This is a genomic window from Streptomyces sp. NPDC051183 (assembly GCF_040682455.1).
GTDB lineage: Bacteria > Actinomycetota > Actinomycetes > Streptomycetales > Streptomycetaceae > Streptomyces.
On record NZ_JBFBBA010000039.1, the window covers coordinates 25,868 to 44,613 of the forward strand.

Annotated in this window: 18 protein-coding genes; 9 read left to right on the forward strand and 9 right to left on the reverse strand. The window is 70.2% G+C overall.

The window, feature by feature from the left end:
* Positions 1–222: 222 nt before the first annotated feature.
* The 3 genes from AB0M99_RS29030 to AB0M99_RS29040 all read right to left on the reverse strand — a co-directional run bounded on the left by AB0M99_RS29030 (position 223) and on the right by AB0M99_RS29040 (position 3,695).
* A complete protein-coding gene (locus tag AB0M99_RS29030; protein WP_365925640.1) occupies positions 223–1,680 on the reverse strand; it encodes a catalase in 1,458 nt (485 codons plus the stop codon).
* Between the two features lie 215 nt (positions 1,681–1,895).
* Positions 1,896–2,786, reverse strand: a complete 891-nt coding sequence (locus AB0M99_RS29035; protein WP_365925547.1) for a 2-hydroxy-3-oxopropionate reductase — start codon at positions 2,784–2,786, stop codon at positions 1,896–1,898.
* Positions 2,787–2,861: 75 nt separating this feature from the next.
* Positions 2,862–3,695: a TIM barrel protein gene (locus AB0M99_RS29040; RefSeq protein WP_365925548.1), complete on the reverse strand. Its 834-nt coding sequence runs from the start codon at positions 3,693–3,695 to the stop codon at positions 2,862–2,864.
* Positions 3,696–3,821: 126 nt separating this feature from the next.
* Between AB0M99_RS29040 and AB0M99_RS29045 the strand changes: the two genes are divergently transcribed.
* From AB0M99_RS29045 to AB0M99_RS29075, 7 genes are all read left to right on the forward strand, one after another.
* Positions 3,822–4,073: a thiamine-binding protein gene (locus AB0M99_RS29045; protein WP_365925550.1), complete on the forward strand. Its 252-nt coding sequence runs from the start codon at positions 3,822–3,824 to the stop codon at positions 4,071–4,073.
* Positions 4,070–4,468 (forward strand): helix-turn-helix domain-containing protein, encoded by a 399-nt coding sequence (locus tag AB0M99_RS29050; RefSeq protein WP_365925552.1) that lies wholly within the window; start codon positions 4,070–4,072, stop codon positions 4,466–4,468. Before AB0M99_RS29045 ends, AB0M99_RS29050 begins: the two co-directional genes overlap by 4 nt.
* Before the next feature lie 154 nt (positions 4,469–4,622).
* A complete protein-coding gene (uraD, locus tag AB0M99_RS29055) occupies positions 4,623–5,144 on the forward strand; it encodes a 2-oxo-4-hydroxy-4-carboxy-5-ureidoimidazoline decarboxylase (RefSeq protein ID WP_365925554.1) in 522 nt (173 codons plus the stop codon).
* A 2-nt stretch (positions 5,145–5,146) separates the two neighbouring features.
* Positions 5,147–5,536, forward strand: a complete 390-nt coding sequence (gene uraH, locus AB0M99_RS29060; RefSeq protein WP_030715205.1) for a hydroxyisourate hydrolase — start codon at positions 5,147–5,149, stop codon at positions 5,534–5,536.
* Between the two features lies 1 nt (position 5,537).
* Positions 5,538–6,461: a factor-independent urate hydroxylase gene (pucL, locus tag AB0M99_RS29065; RefSeq protein ID WP_365925556.1), complete on the forward strand. Its 924-nt coding sequence runs from the start codon at positions 5,538–5,540 to the stop codon at positions 6,459–6,461.
* A gap of 188 nt (positions 6,462–6,649) precedes the next feature.
* Positions 6,650–8,053: an 8-oxoguanine deaminase gene (locus tag AB0M99_RS29070; protein WP_365925558.1), complete on the forward strand. Its 1,404-nt coding sequence runs from the start codon at positions 6,650–6,652 to the stop codon at positions 8,051–8,053.
* Between the two features lie 282 nt (positions 8,054–8,335).
* Entirely contained in the window at positions 8,336–9,721 is a 1,386-nt protein-coding gene (locus AB0M99_RS29075; protein ID WP_365925560.1) for a nucleobase:cation symporter-2 family protein, read from the forward strand.
* Between the two features lie 135 nt (positions 9,722–9,856).
* On the opposite strand, the gene AB0M99_RS29080 is transcribed toward AB0M99_RS29075, so the two are convergent.
* Positions 9,857–10,462 carry a 3'-5' exoribonuclease gene (locus AB0M99_RS29080; protein WP_365925562.1) on the reverse strand — a complete coding sequence of 202 codons (606 nt, stop codon included), beginning with the start codon at positions 10,460–10,462 and terminating at the stop codon, positions 9,857–9,859.
* Positions 10,463–10,623: 161 nt separating this feature from the next.
* Between AB0M99_RS29080 and AB0M99_RS29085 the strand changes: the two genes are divergently transcribed.
* On the forward strand, positions 10,624–11,004 hold the full coding sequence (locus AB0M99_RS29085; RefSeq protein WP_365925564.1) for a VOC family protein: 381 nt from the start codon (positions 10,624–10,626) through the stop codon (positions 11,002–11,004).
* Between the two features lie 60 nt (positions 11,005–11,064).
* Here AB0M99_RS29085 and AB0M99_RS29090 read toward each other — a convergent pair whose 3' ends face one another.
* The 3 genes from AB0M99_RS29090 to AB0M99_RS29100 form a co-directional block, all read right to left on the reverse strand.
* A complete protein-coding gene (locus tag AB0M99_RS29090) occupies positions 11,065–12,186 on the reverse strand; it encodes a GDSL-type esterase/lipase family protein (protein WP_365925642.1) in 1,122 nt (373 codons plus the stop codon).
* Positions 12,187–12,626: 440 nt separating this feature from the next.
* Positions 12,627–14,246, reverse strand: coding sequence for a malate synthase A (gene aceB / locus AB0M99_RS29095; protein ID WP_365925566.1), 1,620 nt, complete (start codon positions 14,244–14,246; stop codon positions 12,627–12,629).
* Positions 14,247–14,520: 274 nt separating this feature from the next.
* Positions 14,521–15,147 carry a nucleotidyltransferase family protein gene (locus AB0M99_RS29100; RefSeq protein ID WP_365925568.1) on the reverse strand — a complete coding sequence of 209 codons (627 nt, stop codon included), beginning with the start codon at positions 15,145–15,147 and terminating at the stop codon, positions 14,521–14,523.
* 228 nt (positions 15,148–15,375) lie between these two features.
* Between AB0M99_RS29100 and AB0M99_RS29105 the strand changes: the two genes are divergently transcribed.
* A complete protein-coding gene (locus tag AB0M99_RS29105) occupies positions 15,376–16,866 on the forward strand; it encodes a PLP-dependent aminotransferase family protein (RefSeq protein WP_365925570.1) in 1,491 nt (496 codons plus the stop codon).
* A gap of 24 nt (positions 16,867–16,890) precedes the next feature.
* On the opposite strand, the gene AB0M99_RS29110 is transcribed toward AB0M99_RS29105, so the two are convergent.
* Positions 16,891–17,520, reverse strand: a complete 630-nt coding sequence (locus tag AB0M99_RS29110; RefSeq protein ID WP_365925572.1) for a response regulator transcription factor — start codon at positions 17,518–17,520, stop codon at positions 16,891–16,893.
* Positions 17,520–18,731, reverse strand: coding sequence for a sensor histidine kinase (locus AB0M99_RS29115; protein WP_365925573.1), 1,212 nt, complete (start codon positions 18,729–18,731; stop codon positions 17,520–17,522). The genes AB0M99_RS29110 and AB0M99_RS29115 overlap by 1 nt, the downstream gene beginning before the upstream one ends.
* Between the last annotated feature and the right edge of the window lie 15 nt (positions 18,732–18,746).

Here is an 18,746-nt window from a genome sequence, read left to right on the forward strand (position 1 = left end):
GAGATTTGGCTGGGACCGTGGCGGGCGGCGACGAGAACTCCGGCTTCGTCTCCCTCAGGTCAAGAGACGGGCCTCGGAACCCATTACCACCGCACTGGCTCGCACGCTCGCCACGGTCCTCGTCCTGCCCTTACCGCGTACCACCCCTCATCCGGGTCCGCAGCTCGGGCTCAGCACCCGGAGCCTGACCTCCCGTCAGGCTCCCGGCGCAGCTTGGGGCTCTCAGGCGTCGCGCAGGGCGCGAACGGCCTCCTCGACGCGCTTGCCGTAGTCGGCGTCCGCGGCGTGGAAGTGAGCCAGGTTCTTCTCGATGACGTCTTCGAGGGTGACCTGAGACAGGCCGCCGGCGATGTTCGCCACCAGACGCTGCTTCTCGGCCTCCGACATCAGGCGGTAGAGCTCACCGGCCTGGAAGAAGTCGTCGTCCTTGGTGTGGGCCGGGGCCTCGTGGGTGCCCGTGTAGCCGGAGACGGCCTTGGGGGCGCCGAGCGCCAGACCGGTCTCGGCCGGGCCCTGGTACGAGTTGGGCTCGTAGTTCTTGTCGTGGCGCGAGCCGTTGCGCAGCGCCATGACACCGTCGCGGCCGTAGTTCTCGGCCTTCGTCGCCTTCGGGGCGTTGACCGGCAGCAGGGTGTGGTTCACACCGAGGCGGTAGCGCTGGGCGTCGGCGTACGCGAAGAGACGGCCCTGGAGCATCTTGTCCGGCGAGGCGGTGATGCCCGGGACGAAGTTGTTCGGGGAGAAGGCGGACTGCTCGACCTCGGCGAAGACGTTGTCCGGGTTGCGGTCGAGGACCAGACGGCCCACGCGCTGCAGCGGGTAGTCGCTGTGCGGCCACACCTTGGTGAGGTCGAACGGGTTGAAGCGGTAGTCCGCGGCCTCGGCGGCGGGCATGATCTGGACGTAGAGGGTCCAGCTCGGGTTCACACCGCGCTCGATGGCCTGGAGCAGGTCGGTCTGGTGCGAGTTCGCGTCCGAGCCGACGAGCTCGGCGGCCTGCTCGCCCGACAGGCAGCGGATGCCCTGGTTCGTCTTGAAGTGGTACTTGACGAAGAAGGCCTCGCCCTGGGCGTTGGTCCACTGGTACGTGTGGGAGCCGTAGCCGTTCATGTGACGGTACGACGCCGGGATGCCGCGGTCACCCATCAGCCAGGTGATCTGGTGCGTCGCCTCGGGGGCGTGCGCCCAGAAGTCCCAGACGTTGTCCGGCTCCTGCTTGCCCGTGAAGGGGTCGCGCTTCTGGGAGTGGATGAAGTCGGGGAACTTGATCGGGTCCTTGATGAAGAACACCGGGGTGTTGTTGCCGACGAGGTCGTAGTTGCCCTCTTCGGTGTAGAACTTCAGCGCGAAGCCGCGCGGGTCGCGGACCGCGTCCGCGCCACCCAGCGAGTCGGCCACGGTGGAGAACCGCAGGAAGGTCTCGGTCTTCTTGCCGACCGTGTTCAGGAACGCGGCGCTGGTGTACGCGGTGACGTCGTCGGTCACCTCGAAGTGGCCGTACGCGGCGCTGCCGCGGGCGTGCACCACGCGCTCCGGGATGCGCTCGCGGTTGAAGCGGGCGAGCTTCTCGAGGAGCTGCTGGTCCTGGACCAGGAGCGGGCCACCGACGCCGGCGGTAGCGGAGTTCTGGTTGTCGGCGACCGGGGCGCCAGACTCGGTCGTCAGCGTGCGCTTCGACATGGTGACCTTCCGTACGGGGAACTGCTGGCGGAAATCGTCTTCCGTCATGCGGAACAGCCTAATTTCGGCGTGAACGCATCGTCAACAGTTTGTTGAAAAGAAAGATGGCGGAGAGGTGATCCGGACGGTGCCGGCGCTTGGGCGCGACAGGACAGGTGTCAGCACCGGCACCATCCGGAAACTCAGGCCCCCCGGATGTCAGGGGGAGGGGGTGCTCAGATCTGGGCGCCGGAGAGGCGCTCGACGGCACGGAGCAGGGCCGAGTGGTCCAGGCCGCCGTCACCCTGGGCGCGCAGCGAGGCGACCAGCTGGGCGACGACCGCGCCGACCGGAAGGGCGGCACCGACGTTGCGGGCGGCGTCGGTGACGATGCCCATGTCCTTGTGGTGCAGGTCGATCCGGAAACCGGGCTTGAAGTCGCGGTTCAGGAAGTTGTCCTTCTTGCGGGTCAGGACCGTGGAGCCGGCCAGACCGCCGTTGAGGACGTCCAGGGCGGCCTGGAGGTTCACGCCGGACTTCTCCAGGAAGACCACGGCCTCGGCGCACGCCTGGATGTTCACCGCGACGATGAGCTGGTTGGCGGCCTTCACCGTCTGGCCGGAGCCGTGCGGACCGCACAGGACGATGGTCTTGCCGAGGGCCTCCAGGACCGGCAGGGCCTCGTCGAAGTCGGCCTGCTCGCCACCCACCATGATCGACAGTACGGCCTCGATGGCGCCGGCCTCGCCGCCGGACACCGGGGCGTCGATGACGCGGATGCCCTTGGCGGCGGCGTTCTTCGCGAGGTCGATCGAGGTCTGCGGGGTGATCGACGACATGTCGATGATCAGCGCGCCGGACTTCGCGTTCTCGAGGATGCCGTTCTCACCGTAGGAGATGGCCTCGACCTGCGGGGAGGCGGGAACCATCGTGATGATGACGTCGGCGTCCTTGACGGCCTCGGCGATCGAGCCGGCCGCGGAGCCGCCGGCGGCGGCCAGGCGGTCCAGCTTGTCCTGCTCCAGGGTGAAGCCGGTGACGGAGTAGCCGGCCTTCAGGAGGTTCTCGGCCATGGGGGAGCCCATGATTCCGAGACCGATCCAGGCAATCTTGGGGAGGGTGCTCATGATGAGGGTCCTTCTCTTAATGCTTTGTACGAAAAGTTCGTGACGTGCCTGGCTGATCGCCTGGACTTTGTCCGCCTACTTCGCGGCGCGGGCCTCGGCCGGCAGCCACTCGAAGGAGGCGGCGGCGTCGGCGGCCTTGTACTCCAGGCCTACGTAGCCCTCGTATCCGGCCTTCTTCAGCTGGTCGAGCAGCTCCTCCAGGGGCAGCTCGCCGGTGCCGGGGGCACCTCGTCCGGGCTTGTCCGCGATCTGGACGTGCCCGGTCTTGGCGGCGTACTTTTCGATGACCTCGGAGAGGTCCTCATCGTTCATCGCCAGGTGGTACAGGTCGAGCAGGAACTTGGCGTTGCCGAGGCCGGTGGCCTCGTTCACCTTGTCCACTACCTCGATGCCGGCCGGGGCGCTCACCAGCGGGTAGAGCGGCGACTCGGGCTTGTTGAGGGTCTCGATCAGGAGGATCGCGCCGACGCGGTCCGCGGCCTGAGCCGCCACGACCAGGTTCTTCAGCGCGAGCTCGTCCTGGACGGCCGGGTCCACGCCTTCGACGCGGTTGCCGTACAGGGCGTTCAGCGCCTTGCAGCCGACCGAGGCCGCGAAGTCCGCGGCCACGTTGATGTTGGCGTTGAAGCGCTCCGACTCCTCGCCGGGAACCGATACCGCACCGCGGTCCGGGCCCGGCAGCTGGCCGGCGTAGAAGTTCAGGCCCACCAGCTGGGTGCCGGCGTCCTCAAGAGCCTTCTTGAGGGCGTCGAGCTCCGCCTGAGCGGGGGTGGGGGTCTCGATCCAGGGCCACCACAGCTCGACCGCCGTGAAGCCCGCCGCGGCGGCAGCCGCGGGGCGCTCCAGGAGCGGGAGTTCCGTGAAGAGGATCGAAAGGTTCACATCGAAGCGCTGGTCCGTGTATCCCATGAGGGGTGTGCGCTCCTTCCGTATTGCGGAAGTTAGTTTCTGCTTGATGGAAGACTGCATCGGGCTTGTCCTGGATGTCAAGTGCGGACTGCCGGAAAATCGTGACCGGGAGGTAGCTTGACCAGCGTGCGATTGAGAGTGGAGTTCACGACCGAGCCCTTCGATCTCGAAGAGGCCCCCGCCCATGCCGTGGCTGCTCGCGAGGTCATTCAGAAGGCGCAGCTGGACGCGGTGGATGTCGGCCCGTTCGGCAACACCGCCGAGGGCGGCGCCGACGAGGTGCTGACCGCGGTGGCCGCGCTGCTGCGCCGTTCGCTGGAGTCCGGGGCGACGCGCGTCTCGCTCCAGGTCAACGTGATCGGGGAGGACACCCCATGACCGAGCCCCGCGACCACCCGTTCGTCACCGCGGTCAAGCCGCTGGTGGACGCGATGGGCGGCGAGCTGATGGATCCGGCCCTGGCGCAGCCCGACGACGTGGTGCTGGCCTGGGAGGGTCAGGACCTGCTCGCCGTACGCCTGCCGCAGCTGTCCGACTCGCTGGACCACATCCTGGCGGCGCTGGAGCGCCGGCACGGCGTACCGTTGTCGCAGCTCGACCGGAAGTCCAAGCAGGACGTCGTGCGGATACTGGAGGCGCGCGGCGCCTTCTCGGTCCGGCACGGAGTGGAGACGGTCGCGGGTGCCCTGGGTGTCAGCCGCTTCACGGTCTACAACTACTTGAACAGGGACGCAAACACTCCCAAAGGGCCCGCCAAAACCAACCAAGAGTGAAACGACTCTGACCCACTGTGACGAGCCGCCGCCCAATTCACCCGGGCGGCGGCTTTTGTGTACGGGAAGTTTCAACAAAGTGTTGACGCCGTGTTGTCGAGGGCGTTAGCTATGCGCAGCCCGTCAAAGCAACAACAGGCCACGGAGGCCTACCGTGACTTCGAGTCCGACCCCGGGTCTCACCCGGTTCAACGCCTTGGACGACAGCGCGGCCACGGCCGAGCTCCACGAGGTGTGCGCCAGCTCGGCATGGGGGAGCAAGCTGCTCGCCCAGCGCCCCTTCGCCGGCGCCGAAGCCCTGTTCTCGGCCAACGAGACCGCCATGGCGGAGCTCACCGCCGAGGACCTGGGCGAGGCGATGGGGGGCCACGCGCCGATCGGCCGGCCGAAGCCGGGAGACCCGACCTCAGCCCGCGAGCAGCGGGGCATGGCCGGTGCCTCGGAGGAGCTCAAGAACGAGCTCCTGGAACTGAACCTGGCCTACCAGGAGAAGTTCGGCCACGTCTTCCTCATCTGCGCCACCGGTGCGACCGGTGAGTTCATGCGGGACGCGGTCAAGGTCCGGATCGACAACTCGCCGGAGCAGGAGCGAGAGATCGCCCGCGGTGAGCTCGTCAAGATCAACAAGATCCGCCTGACCCGCCTCGTGGAACTCGCAGAAGAAGAAGGAGCGTGAGCATGAGCACCGAGACCACCGCGTCGGTGTCCACGCACATCCTGGACACCAGCATCGGCAAGCCCGCCGAGGGCGTCGCCATCTCCCTGTCGGCCCGTACGGGCCTCGACGGCGAGTGGGCGGCCCTGGGCGGCTCCGCCACCGATGCGGACGGGCGCTGCAAGGACCTGCCGGCCCTGCCGGAAGGCACCACCCACGTACGCCTCGACTTCGAGACCGAGACGTACTTCTCAAAGAAGCAAGCCGAGGCGCAGCAGGACGCCCCCCGCGTAAGGGACAGCGGTGCGTTCTTCCCCGAGGTCACCATCACCTTTGCGGTGAACCCGGGCGAGCACTATCACGTACCGCTGCTGCTCAACCCGTTCGGCTACTCCGTTTACCGAGGGAGCTAGCATGGCCACGATTCTGGGCCAGAACCAGTACGGCAAAGCAGAGAACCGCGTCGTAAAGATCACGCGGGACGGCGACACGCACCACATCAAGGACCTGAACGTCTCGGTCGCCCTCTCGGGCGACATGGACGACGTCCACTACTCCGGCTCGAACGCCAACGTCCTTCCGACGGACACCACCAAGAACACGGTGTACGCGTTCGCCAAGGAGTACGGCATCGAGTCCGCCGAGCAGTTCGGCATCCACCTGGCGCGCTGGTTCGTCAACAGCCAGGAGCCGATCCAGAAGGCCCGCATCCGGATCGAGGAGTACTCCTGGTCCCGGATCGCCACCTCGGACGCCAACTCCAAGTTCATCGGCTCCGACGAGGTGAACCACTCCTTCGTCCGTGAGGGCCAGGAGACCCGCGTCACCCAGATCACGTACGACGGTCAGAACTGGGAGGTCATCTCCGGCCTCAAGGACCTGGTCGTCATGAACTCCACGAACTCCGAGTTCTGGGGTTACGTGAAGGACAAGTACACGACGCTGAAGGAGGCCTACGACCGCATCCTGGCCACCCAGGTGTCGGCTCGCTGGCGCTTCAACTGGTCGGACGACGAGCAGCGGATGCCCAACTGGGAGAAGTCCTACGCCGAGACCCGCAAGCACATGCTGCAGGCCTTCGCGGAGACCTACTCCCTGTCGCTGCAGCAGACCCTGTACCAGATGGGTTCGCGCATCATCAACCACCGTTCGGAGATCGACGAGGTCCGCTTCTCGCTCCCGAACAAGCACCACTTCCTCGTCGACCTGGAGCCCTTCGGCCTCAAGAACGACAATGAGGTCTACTTCGCCGCGGACCGCCCGTACGGTCTGATCGAGGCGACGGTCCTCCGCGACGGCGTCGACGCCCGTATCCCCGTGGACATGACCAACCTCTGACGCGGCACGCGCGTCCCGGGGCTCCGCAGTGGCCCCGGGACGCGCGACACCCCCAACTTCCTGAATCGGCACCCGGACGCAACACACGGGGCGGCAGTACTGTCAGCTGTCAAGGCCCCCGGCTCCGGCACTCAAATCCCCAGGGTTTTGCCGTGCCCGCACCGCCACTGAAAGCACGAGGAAGTCCCATGGCAGCATCGGCAGCCCATGACAGCGCCGTAGAGCGCATCGTCATCGAGAACTGTGCGATTGCGACCGTCGACGCGAACGACACCGAGTACGCCTCGGGCTACGTGGTCGTCGCCGGCAACAAGATCGAGTCCATCGGTGCGGGCAAGGCCCCCGAGAAGCTCGACAACGTGGTCCGCCGCATCGACGGCACGGGTCACCTCGTCACCCCGGGTCTGGTCAACACCCACCACCACTTCTACCAGTGGATCACCCGTGGTCTGGCCACCGACCACAACCTCTTCAACTGGCTCGTCGCGCTGTACCCGACCTGGGCGCGCATCGACGAGCAGATGACGTACACGGCCGCACAGGGCTCCCTCGCGGCGATGGCCAAGGGCGGCGTCACGACCGCCATGGACCACCACTACGTGTTCCCCAAGGGCTCCGGCGACCTCTCCGGCTCGATCATCCGCGCCGCGTCCGAGATGGGCGTGCGGTTCACCCTCGCCCGCGGCTCGATGGACCGCAGCGAGAAGGACGGCGGCCTGCCGCCGGACCACGCCGTCGAGACCCTCGAAGGTGCGCTCGCCGACACCGAGGCGACCGTGAAGAAGTACCACGACGCCTCCTTCGACGCGATGACCCAGGTCGCCGTCGCCCCGTGCTCCCCCTTCTCGGTCTCCACCGAGCTGCTGAAGCAGGGCGCCGAGCTGGCCCGCCGCCTGGGTGTGCGCATGCACACGCACGGCTCCGAGACCGTCGAGGAAGAGCAGTTCTGCAAGGAACTGTTCGGCATGGGCCCCACCGACTACTTCGAGTCGACCGGCTGGCTCGGCGAGGACGTGTGGATGGCGCACAGCGTCCACATGAACGACTCCGACATCGCCGCGTTCGCCCGTACCAAGACCGGTGTCGCGCACTGCCCGTCCTCCAACGCCCGTCTGGCCGCCGGCATCGCCCGCGTCCCGGACATGCTGGCCGCCGGCGTCCCGGTCGGCCTCGGCGTGGACGGCACCGCCTCCAACGAGTCCGGCGAGCTGCACACCGAGCTGCGCAACGCGCTGCTGATCAACCGCCTGAACCCGGTCCACCGCGAGCGCGCGCTCAACGCCCGCCAGGCCCTGCGCCTCGGTACGTACGGTGGCGCCCAGGTCCTCGGCCGCGCCGACAACATCGGTTCGCTGGAGGTCGGCAAGTGCGCCGACCTGGTGATGTGGAACCTGAGCACCTTCCTGCACTCCTCGATCGCCGACCCGGTCACCGCGCTGGTCTTCGGCGCCGCGGCCCCCGTGACGGCTTCGTTCGTCAACGGTAAGCAGATCGTCGAGAACAACCGACTGCTCTTCGCCGACGAGGACGCCATCGCCGTGTCCACGCGGGAAGAGGCCCAGCGCCTCGCGCGGATCTCCGCGCAGGCCTGATCCCACGGAGTCCGGCCGGGGGGGACGGCCCCCGGCCGGCGGCCGCGGACCCGAGCGGGGTCCGCGGCAGCTGTTCCCGGGTAGCGCCTGAGGAAATCCGAAGGCGCCCCCGGGAGCGGTGACTCGTGCCACTGCTTGCTCTCCTCTGACGGAACGACTCGGGCGAATCGTTTCCGCATGCCCTCACAACTGAACAAGAGATCGACTCGCACAGCTTTCGCACCACCTCCAAGACACCCACGTCCCTGCCGACGTGTTACCCGACCGGAGGAAGCCGTGGCCATGGCGCCCAGGTTTCGCAAAGACGCTGTCGCAGTACCGGAGGAGAAGCACCCGGTCGATGAGACCCTGCCTCCTCTGAAGATGTTCACGAGCGGTCTCCAGCACGTGGCCGCCATGTACGCGGGTGTCGTGGCCCCGCCCATGATCGTCGGCCCGGCCGTCGGGCTCTCCGCCACCGAGACCGCCTTCCTGATGGGCGCCTCGCTCTTCACCGCAGGACTCGCCACCCTCCTCCAGACCCTCGGATTCTGGAAGATCGGCGCCAAGCTCCCCTTCGTCAACGGCGTCTCCTTCGCCGGTGTGACCCCGATGATCGCGATCGGCAAGGGGGAGGGGGCGGACGCGATCCCCGTCATCTTCGGCGCGATCATCGTCGCCGGAGCCATCGGCTTCTTCGCAGCCCCCTACTTCGGCAAACTCGTCCGCTTCTTCCCGCCGGTCGTCACCGGTACGGTCATCACCCTGATCGGCGTCTCGCTCCTGCCCGTGGCCTTCAACTGGTCGCAGGGCGGCACCCCGACCGCCACCGACTACGGCTCGATGAAGAACATCGGCATGGCCGCCGTCACCCTGGTGATCGTCCTGCTGATGCGCAAGTTCCTGACCGGCTTCCTCCAGCAGATCTCCATCCTGCTCGGCCTGGTCGCCGGCACGCTCATCGCGATACCGCTGGACATGACCGCGTTCGACGCCGTGCGCAACGCGTCTCTCGTCGGCTTCCCGACCCCGTTCCACTTCGGCGCCCCGCAGTTCCAGGTCGCCGCCATCGTCTCGATGTGCATCGTGATGCTCGTGTGCATGACCGAGTCCACCGCCGACATCCTGGCGCTCGGCAAGATCGTCGGCCGTCCGGCGGACGCGAAGACCATCGAGGGCGGCCTGCGCGCGGACACCCTGGGCAGCGCGCTCAGCCCGCTGTTCAACGGCTTCATGTGCAGCGCCTTCGCCCAGAACATCGGGCTCGTGGCGATGACCAAGGTCCGCAGCCGCTTCGTCGTCGCCGCCGGCGGCGGCATCCTGATCCTGCTGGGCCTGTGCCCGATGGCCGCCTCCGTCATCGGCGTGGTCCCGCTGCCGGTCCTCGGCGGCGCGGGCATCGTCCTCTTCGGCTCGGTCGCGGCCAGCGGCATCCAGACCCTGGCGGGCGCGGCCATGGAGAGGGGCGAGAACGCCCTGATCGTCGCCGCCTCGGTGGGTATCGGCCTGATCCCGATCGCAGCGCCGGACTTCTACCACGCCTTCCCGAAGGACCTGCTGGTCGTCCTCGACTCCGGCATCAGCACCGGCTGCGTGGTGGCCATCGTGCTGAACCTGGCCTTCAACCACCTCGGCGCCAGGAAGGGCGCGGCCCCGGCCGTCGGCCCGGATCCGGTGCCGGTGCACTGACCGGCGCTCCGGCGCCCGGACGTGCGGATCGTGCGACGGTGCGCACGCCACCCACTGCGGGTGTGGCGTGCGCACCGCCGCCGTCGTTGCCTCCCGCGCGGTCGGCGCGGCCGGCGGGCGCACCCCGCTGCGGGATCAGGACCCGTCGTCGGCCGGGGGAGTCCAGAGCATCAGGTTGCTCATCAGCTCGGCCTGCTCGACCGCGTCGTCCAGCGCGTGGTGGGTGTGCGGGCGGCGGGAGAGGAGCTGGCGCGGCATCCGGCCCTTGACGGCCGCGCGCAGCGGGACCCGCGCCTTGGCCGCGTAGAGGGTCTTCATGTCCAGGCAGCCGGAGTGGCCGAACGGGCTGTCCCCGCCGAACCGGATCAAGTACCAGTACAGGAAGGTCCAGTCGAAGGAGGCCGGGTACCCGCACATGACGGGCTGCGCCCCGGCGGACACCTCCCGCACCCAGATGCGGAACTCCGCCATCGCGGCCGCCGGGTCGGCGCCCTCGCGCAGCAGCCGGTCCCGGTCCAGGCCGCTCACGGCCAGCGCCGCGGGCACGAACTCCTCGCTGATCGGCCGCAACTCCCGGTAGAAGGTGTGCTGTTCGGGATCGGCCGCCGTATACGAAGCGCCGTCCTGCCGCCCGGCGACGGCGGCCCCGAAGCTGATCATCGAATACGGCCCGGGGATCGGTCCGTCGGCCTCGATGTCGACGGAGATGTAGAGACTGGGACGTGCGGTACGGGCTGCCATGGGCCAGAGCATGTCAGCCGGCGCCGCCCCGGCCCACGGATTTTCCGGCGGGTACGCACGGTGGCCCGGCGCGGACGGTACGTGCGCGGGCCCGCCGGTCGCCGGGCGGCGCGACCGGGAGGAAGATGGAAAGCGGGGCGCGTCGGATCGAAGGAATGGCCATGTTCGAAGACGCCAAGGCATTCAGCGGATTCTCGGTCGACGACATCGGCAGGGCCAGGGAGTTCTACGGCGACACCCTCGGCCTGCGCGTCTCGGAGGAGCAGGGCATGCTCGTCCTGCACCTCGCGGGCGACACCACGGTCCTGGTCTACCCGAAGGACGACCACGAGCCCGCGACCTTCACGATCCTCAACTTCCCGGTGGCCGACGTCGAGCGGGCCGTCGACGAGCTCGGCGCGCGCGGTGTCGGCTTCGAGCGGTACGAGGGCTTCGAGATGGACGCCAAGGGCATCGTCCACGGGGACGGCGACATGCCCACCATCGCCTGGTTCAAGGACCCGGCGGGCAACGTCCTGTCGGTGCTGGACGGATCGCTCTAGGGCCACGGCACCAGCGCCGGTTCGGCGGCGCGACCGGAGCCGCGCCGCCGAGGTGGACGGCTACCCGACGGGCGTCAGGAACATGCCCGTCTGGTCGGCGCCCGGCGTGTTCTTGCAGCCGAAGTTGGACGTGGCCGGCTGGGCCGTGACCAGCGCCAGGCAGCGCCCCGCCGCGAGCTGCCCGAAGTAGTTCGGGTGCATGGACTCCTGGACCAGGCTCTGGGTCTCGCTGCTGTCGATCCAGCGCGCCCACTCGCTCGTCTGCGCCGACGCGGGCGCCGAGGTGGTCACGTGCTTGCTCGCCTTGGCGCACACCTCGCGCCCCTGCATCATGTCCCGCAGGTCCATGAACTGGACGCCCTTGCTCGCGGCGACCCCCTTGAGGCGGTTGGCGAGCTGCGGCACCAGCGAGTCCCGCGCCCAGTCCGAGTCACGGTTCCAGAAGGGGCATCCGCCGGTGTTCAGACGGCTCCAGTCGCTCTGCGTGTAGCGGTTCTCCGCCCCGCGCGGGATCGGCGAGGGGTAGGACTGCAGCACGATGCGGTACGAGGAGTCGGTGTAGCCGGCCCCGCGCATGACCGTCCGTATCTCGTCCACGGACTTGCCGACCTTGCCCATCACGGCGTCGATCTTCGCGTCGACGCCCTCCTGCTGGTCGTCGTAGCAGTAGGAGTTCCAGATGACGAAGTCGAGCGCGCAGTCCTTGATGATGTCGGCGAAGCCGAGGTCGTTGCCGCCGATGGACAGCGCGATGACCTTCACGTTGTGGCTCGCGGCCACGGCGGCGAGCTGGTCGGCCTGCGGGGCCTCGCCCTTGTAGGCGACGCCGCCGTTGGAGGCGCGGAAGACGTTCTCCGAGGTCGCCCCGGAGCAGGCCAGGTTCACGGCGACGTCGGCGATGGCTCCGGCGCTCTTCACCTCGGCGGAGTCCGAGCGGTGGCACCCGCCGACGGTGGTCCCGTACACCTTGCCGGGGTCGTAGGTGCTGCCGCTCACCCATGCCCGGTCGGTGCCGGTCCGGTTGCCGGTGTTGGTGAGGCTGTTGCCCTTCCAGCGCCCGGCCTCGCCGGAGATGTAGCTGTCGCCCATGGACACCACGGCCGTGGGTCCGGTCCCGGGGCTGGCGGCGGAAGTGCCGGCCCCGCCGGCCAGCAGCGCGCTGACGGCGAGCGGCACGACCATCCCGGCCCCGGCAAGTCGTCGCACTCGACTGCGGGTCGGGCTGTTGCTGTCGTTGCGGAATCCGATCACTGCGGAACTCCTGCTGTTGGCCATGCGGGAGCCAGGAACAACTCCGGCGCATGGCTGGGGAAGTGGGGGTACCTCCGGCCGGTGGCAACCGGAAAGGTGACATGCCGCCGCTTGTTACCGCTAGGTACAGGCAAGTTACGAACAAGTAACAACCGATCGGTCGTTCGGCCACCGAGTGGCCCCGTGGTCGAGTCCGAGGGTTCTTCCAGTGCCTATACCGCGGCTATCCCGTGACGGGCCGCAGGGTGAACGCCCCGCCTGTGCACCCGGAGTTCCCGTACGCGAAGACAGCTCCGCCCCCGGGGCCTGGGGGCCGCGGGGGCGGAGCTGTCGGGTTCCGGCTGCTGTGCGATTCGGCCGGAGGCGGGGTCTCAGCCGATGAGCTGGTCGTACGCGGGGAGGGTGAGGAAGTCCGCGTAGTCCGCGTCCAGGGAGACCTGGAGGAGGAGGTCGTGGGCCTGCTGCCACTTCCCGGCCGCGAAGGCCTCCTCGCCGACCTCGGCGCGGATGGCGGCCAGTTCCTCGGCGGCGACCTTGCGGGCCAGGTCCGCGGTGGCCGTCAGGCCGTTCTCGAAGACGACGCCGGCGTTGATCCACTGCCAGATCTGCGAGCGCGAGATCTCGGCGGTGGCCGCGTCCTCCATCAGGCCGAAGATGCCGACGGCGCCCAGGCCGCGCAGCCAGGCCTCGATGTAGCGGGTGCCGACCTGGACGGCGTTGCGCAGGCCCTCGTAGGTGGGCCTGGCGTCCAGGGAGTCGATCGCGATCAGGTCGCCCGGGGCCACGGCGACGTCCTCGCGCAGCCGGTCCTTCTGGTTCGGCCGGTCGCCGAGGACCGCGTCGAAGGAGGCCATCGCGATCGGGACCAGGTCGGGGTGCGCGACCCAGGAGCCGTCGAAGCCGTCGCCCGCCTCGCGGTCCTTGTCGGCCTTGACCTTCTCGAACGCGACCTTGTTGATCTCGGCGTCCTTGCGGGACGGGATGAAGGCTGCCATGCCGCCGATGGCGTGCGCGCCGCGCTTGTGGCAGGTCTTGACCAGCAGCTCGGTGTACGCGCGCATGAAGGGGGCGGTCATCGTCACCGCGTTGCGGTCCGGCAGGACGAACTTCTCGCCGCCGTCACGGAAGTTCTTGACGATGGAGAAGAGGTAGTCCCAGCGGCCCGCGTTCAGGCCCGCCGCGTGGTCCTTGAGCTCGAAGAGGATCTCTTCCATCTCGTAGGCGGCGGTGATGGTCTCGATCAGGACCGTCGCGCGGACGGTGCCCTGCGGGATGCCGACGTAGTCCTGGGCGAAGACGAAGATCTCGTTCCAGAGGCGGGCCTCAAGGTGCGACTCGGTCTTCGGCAGGTAGAAGTACGGGCCCTTGCCGAGGTCGATCAGGCGCTGGGCGTTGTGGAAGAAGTACAGGCCGAAGTCCACGAACGCGCCCGGCACGGAGCGGCCGTCGAGCTGGAGGTGACGCTCCTCCAGATGCCAGCCGCGCGGCCGCATCACGACGGTGGCGAGCTGCTCGGCGGGCTTGAGGGCGTAGGCCTTGCCCGAGCGGGCGTCGGTGAAGTCGATGCGGCGCTCGTAGGCGTCGATGAGGTTGAGCTGGCCGAGGACCACGTTCTCCCAGGTGGGAGCCGAGGCGTCCTCGAAGTCGGCGAGCCAGACCTTGGCGCCCGAGTTCAGGGCGTTGATGGTCATCTTGCGGTCCGTCGGACCGGTGATCTCCACGCGGCGGTCGTTCAGCGCGGCCGGTGCCGGCGCCACCTTCCAGTCGCCCTCGCGGACCTGTGCGGTGTCCGGGAGGAAGTCGAGGTGGGAGGTGCGGGCGATCTCGGCGCGCCGCTCGGCCCGGAGGGCGAGGAGCTCGTCGCGGCGGGGGGTGAACCGCCGGTGGAGCTCGGCCACGAAGGCGAGGGCCGCATCGGTGAGGACTTCGTCCTGCCGGGGCAGGGGCTCGGCGTCGACGATGGCCAGCGGGGACGGCGCTGGTGCGGACATATCTGTCACTCCTTCAGCGGCGGTGCCTTGCGTCCGCGGGGGAATGCTCGCGCGAGACGGCACGCAGTGCCGTCGGGTGTGGAGAGTTCCGGGATACGGTCGCGGGCGCCGTCTTGGGGTTCAGGGCGCTTCTGACCAGTGGATAGTAATTTCCTCATGGTGGAAGTTCAATGGTTTGTTGATATCGAGATTCTCCGGGTCGACAGATTCCGATGACTGGTGGCCCTCAGTGCCATGCCCGTTACGCCCTGCTCAGGCCGGAGCCGAGTCCCGCTCAAGCCAGACGTGCCAGGTCGGGCGGCGTGTCGATGTCGAAGGCCTCCGCGACGTCCCCGCACTCGACCAGCGTGAGCTCCGCCGCGTGTGTGCTCAAGTGCACCCGCGCGCCCTTGTCGCCCGTGGCCGTCGCCGCGATGTCCGCCCAGCGGTCCGCCCCGAACAGCACCGGATGCCCGCGCTCCCCTTGGTAGGCCGCCGCCACCAGGCTCGCCGGGGAGCGGTACGCCCCCAGGACCCGGGCCACCGCCGCCGGCCCGATGCCCGGCTGGTCCACCAGCGACACCAGGGCCGCGCGGGCGCCCGTACCGGCCAGCGAGGCGAGGCCGACCCGCAGGGACGAGCCCATGCCCTCGGCCCAGTCCGGGTTGTCGGTCACCACGCACCCGCTCAGGTCGGCGCGCTCGCGGACCTCGGCCGCCGAGGCGCCGAGCACCACGTGCACCGGGCCGCAGCCGGCCTCGCGCAGTACGCGTACGGCGTTCTCGACCAGCGGGCGGCCGCGGTAGGGGAGCAGGGCCTTGGGCCGCCCGCCGAGCCGGCGGCCGCCGCCGGCCGCCAGGAGCAGGCCGGCGATCACGGGCGGAGCGGCGGGGGCGGGAGAGGGGGAGCTGTGGGCTGACATGCCACCGATTCTCGCTCCTGCGCCGAAGCCCGCGTCAGGACCCGGCGTACGGCGGCCAGCGCGGCCCCGATCCGCAGTGGCGCGGCGATCCGGTTCTCGGCGGCTGCCAGCAGGGCTCGTTCGTCACGGTCCGTGAACACTTCGGCATCTCCTTGCCAATCGGGGGCCAATGCAGCGAGTCTGGACCTGGATTGGCCTGGCTGGCAGAGCCAATCGGGGGAGGTTGGCATGGCAAACGGGCGAGTGGTCCATACGGCGGACAGGACGATCGGCAGCCGCCAGCTCGCGGCGCTGCTCCCGGCCGAGGTGCTGGCCCGCCCCGGCTACCGCGCCCTCGCCGACGCCGTGCGGACCCTGGTCCTGGACGGCCGGATCCCCCTGCACGTACGGCTCCCCGCCGAACGCGAGCTGGCGGAGGCGGTCGGCGCCAGCCGAGCCACCGTCACCGGCGCCTACGACCTGCTCCGCGAGAGCGGCTACGTCCGCAGCCGCCGCGGCTCCGGCACCTGGACCGAGCTCCCCGACGGCCACCTGCCGGTCGGCTCGCCCGCCATCCTCGGCGGCGGCACCGGCGGCCGGCCCGACGGCGACCCCGGCATCGACCTCGCCATCGCCGCCATGGGGGCCCCGGACGGCAGCCTCGCCGAAGCCTTCGCCTGGGCCGCGCCCCGGCTGCCCGGGCTCGCCCGCACCCCCGGCTACCACCCCTTCGGCCTGCCCGACCTGCGCACGGCCGTCGCCGACCGGTTCACCCGGCGCGGACTGCCCACGCGCCCCGAGCAGATCCTCGTCACCGCCGGCGCCCAGCAGGCCTTCTCGCTGGTCGTCAGCCTGCTCTGCCGGCCCGGAGACCGGGTCGTCACCGAGAACCCCACCTACGCCAACGCCCTCGACGCCCTGCGGCACGCCCGGCTGCGCACCGGGTCCATCGCCGTCTCCGACGCGGGCTGGGACATGGAGATCGCCGAGTCCACGCTGCGCCAGACCGTGCCCAGGCTGGCGTACGCGATCCCCGACTTCCACAACCCGACGGGCGCGCTGATGCCGCCGGAGCAGCGCCTGCGGCTGCTCGCCGCGACCCGGTCCACCGGGACCTGGCTGGTGGTCGACGAGACCATCGCCGACATCGCGCTGGACGTCCCCGCGCCCGCGCCCCTGGCCTCGCTCGCCCCGCGGGGCGGCGCGGAGCACGTCATCACCATCGGCTCGCTCAGCAAGACCCACTGGGGCGGCCTGCGGGTGGGCTGGATCCGGGCCACCGCGAAGATGATCACCGAGCTGACGGCCGTCCGGGTCTCGGCCGACATGACCGGCTCGGTCCTCGACCAGCTGGTCGCGCTCCCGCTGATGGAGGCCCTGGACCGGTCCCTGCCGGCGCGGCTCGCACAGCTGCGCATCCAGCGCGAGGCCCTGGTCCGGTCGCTCCAGCGGCACACCCCGGAATGGTCCTGGCAGCTCCCGCCGGGCGGGCTCTCGCTCTGGGTCGACCTGGGCGAGCCGGTCAGCTCCGCCCTGGCCGAACGGGCCTCGGCCGCCGGGGTGCACCTCGGCCGCGGGGCCCGGTTCGGGGTGGACCCCGGAACCTTCGAGCACCGGCTGCGGATCCCGTACACCCTGCCCGCCGACCGGCTGGACGAGGGCGTACGGCGCCTCGCGAGCGCCTTCCACGACGGGGTCCCGCTGCCCTCGGCGGTGGAGCGCCCGCACTGGGTGGCGTAGGCGTTCCGTGCGGGCCCGCGGACCCTACGGCGTGCGGATCAGGCGGCGGGTGGCGGCCGCGGCCACCGCCGAGGTGCGGGAGTCGACGCCGAGCTTGGCGTAGATGTGGACCAGGTGGGACTTGACCGTGGCCTGGCTCAGGAACAGCTCCTTGGAGATCTGCTGGTTCGACAGCCCGTCCGCGACCAGCTGGAGCACCTCCAGCTCGCGCTTGGTCAGCGCCTCCGCGGGCGTGCGCATCCGGTCCATCAGGCGCAGCGCCACCGCCGGCGCGAGCGCCGACTGGCCCGCGGCCGCCGTGCGGACCGCCGCCGCCAGCTCCTCCGGAGGGGCGTCCTTGAGCAGGTAGCCCGAGGCGCCCGCCTCCACCGCCGCCAGGATGTCCGCGTCGGTGTCGTACGTGGTCAGGACCAGCACCCGCGGCGCCCGCTCCGAGGCGGTGATCAGGCGGGTGGCCGCGGAGCCGTGCATCCCGGACCCGAACTGGAGGTCCATCAGGACCACGTCCACCGGCTCGGAGGCGGCCAGCTCCACCGCCCGCTCCGCGGTGGCGGCCTCGGCGACCACCGCGAAGTCCGGTTCCGTGTCCAGTACGGCCCGCAGCCCGGCCCGGACCACCGGGTGGTCGTCGGCGAGGAGCAGCCGGATCGTCATCAGGGGGCCTCCACGGGCAGCGGAAGGGTGACGGCCACGGCGGTGCCCTGGCCCGGGGCGGACTCGACGGTGAACAGCCCGCCCAGCGTCTCCGCCCGCGAACGCATCGCCGGCAGGCCGAAGCCGCCGCCGTCGCCGGACGGCGCCGAGCCGGGGTCGAAGCCGGTCCCGTCGTCCACGATGTCCAGGGTGACCGAGGCTTCCATGAAGGTCAGGGTGATCTCGGCGCGCCCGGCCCGGGCGTGCCGCACCACATTGGCCAGGGCGGACTGCGCGATCCGCAGCAGGGCCACCTCGTACGGGGTGGGCAGCACCCGCGGGGTGCCGCTCAGGCAGAAGCGGACCCGCGGCCCGGGTGCCGCCGTGCACAGCCGCTCCAGGGCGGCCGCGAGCGATCCGTGCTCCAGGTCCGGTGGGGTGAGGGCCCGTACGAACCGGCGCGCCTCGGCGAGGTTCTCCTGGGCGGCCTCCCGGGCCCGGCCGATGTGCTCCAGCGCGGGGGCCTCGGGCGGCAGTCCCCGCTCCGCGGCCCGCAGCAGCAGCTGGATCGAGGACAGGCCCTGGGCCAGGGTGTCGTGGATCTCCCGGGCCAGGCGCTCGCGCTCCGCCAGGATCCCGGCGCCCCGCTCGGCCGCCGCGAGCTCGGCCCGCGTGGTGATGAGCTCCTCGATCAGCTCGCGCCGCCGCTCGCTCTCCCGGTACAGCGCCTGGTAGCCCAGTACGGTCGCCACCGCCACGGCCCCGCCGAGCAGCGGCCCGAGGAAGGCTCCGGGGGTCACGGCGCTGCTGTGCGCGAGGAAGCCGCCGATGGCCGCGCAGGCCGTCACGGCGACGGCGGTGACGCCCCAGCGCAGCCGCAGCAGGTGCAGCTCCAGGAAGTACAGCGGGAAGGCGATCCACAGCCCGTCGGGGGAAACCACCAGCAGCCCGCCCCAGGCGGCGCCGAGCCCGGTGAGCCACACGGCCCCGGCGCGCGGCGAGCGGTGCACCACCGGGGCCAGCACCCCGGCGAGGTACACGGCGGCCAGCACCGCGCACGCGGCGACCACCCACCCCGACCGGGGCGCGGAGTCGGCGACGGCCCGCCCGGCGGCCAGGGCCAGCAGCCCGAACAGCAGCGCGTGCAGGCACAGCTGCAGGACGCGCGAGACGGGGGTCAGCGGGCGGCCGGGCCGGGCGGGACGGGTGGGGCGGGTATCCGGAGCAGTCATGACCTGACCAGCGTA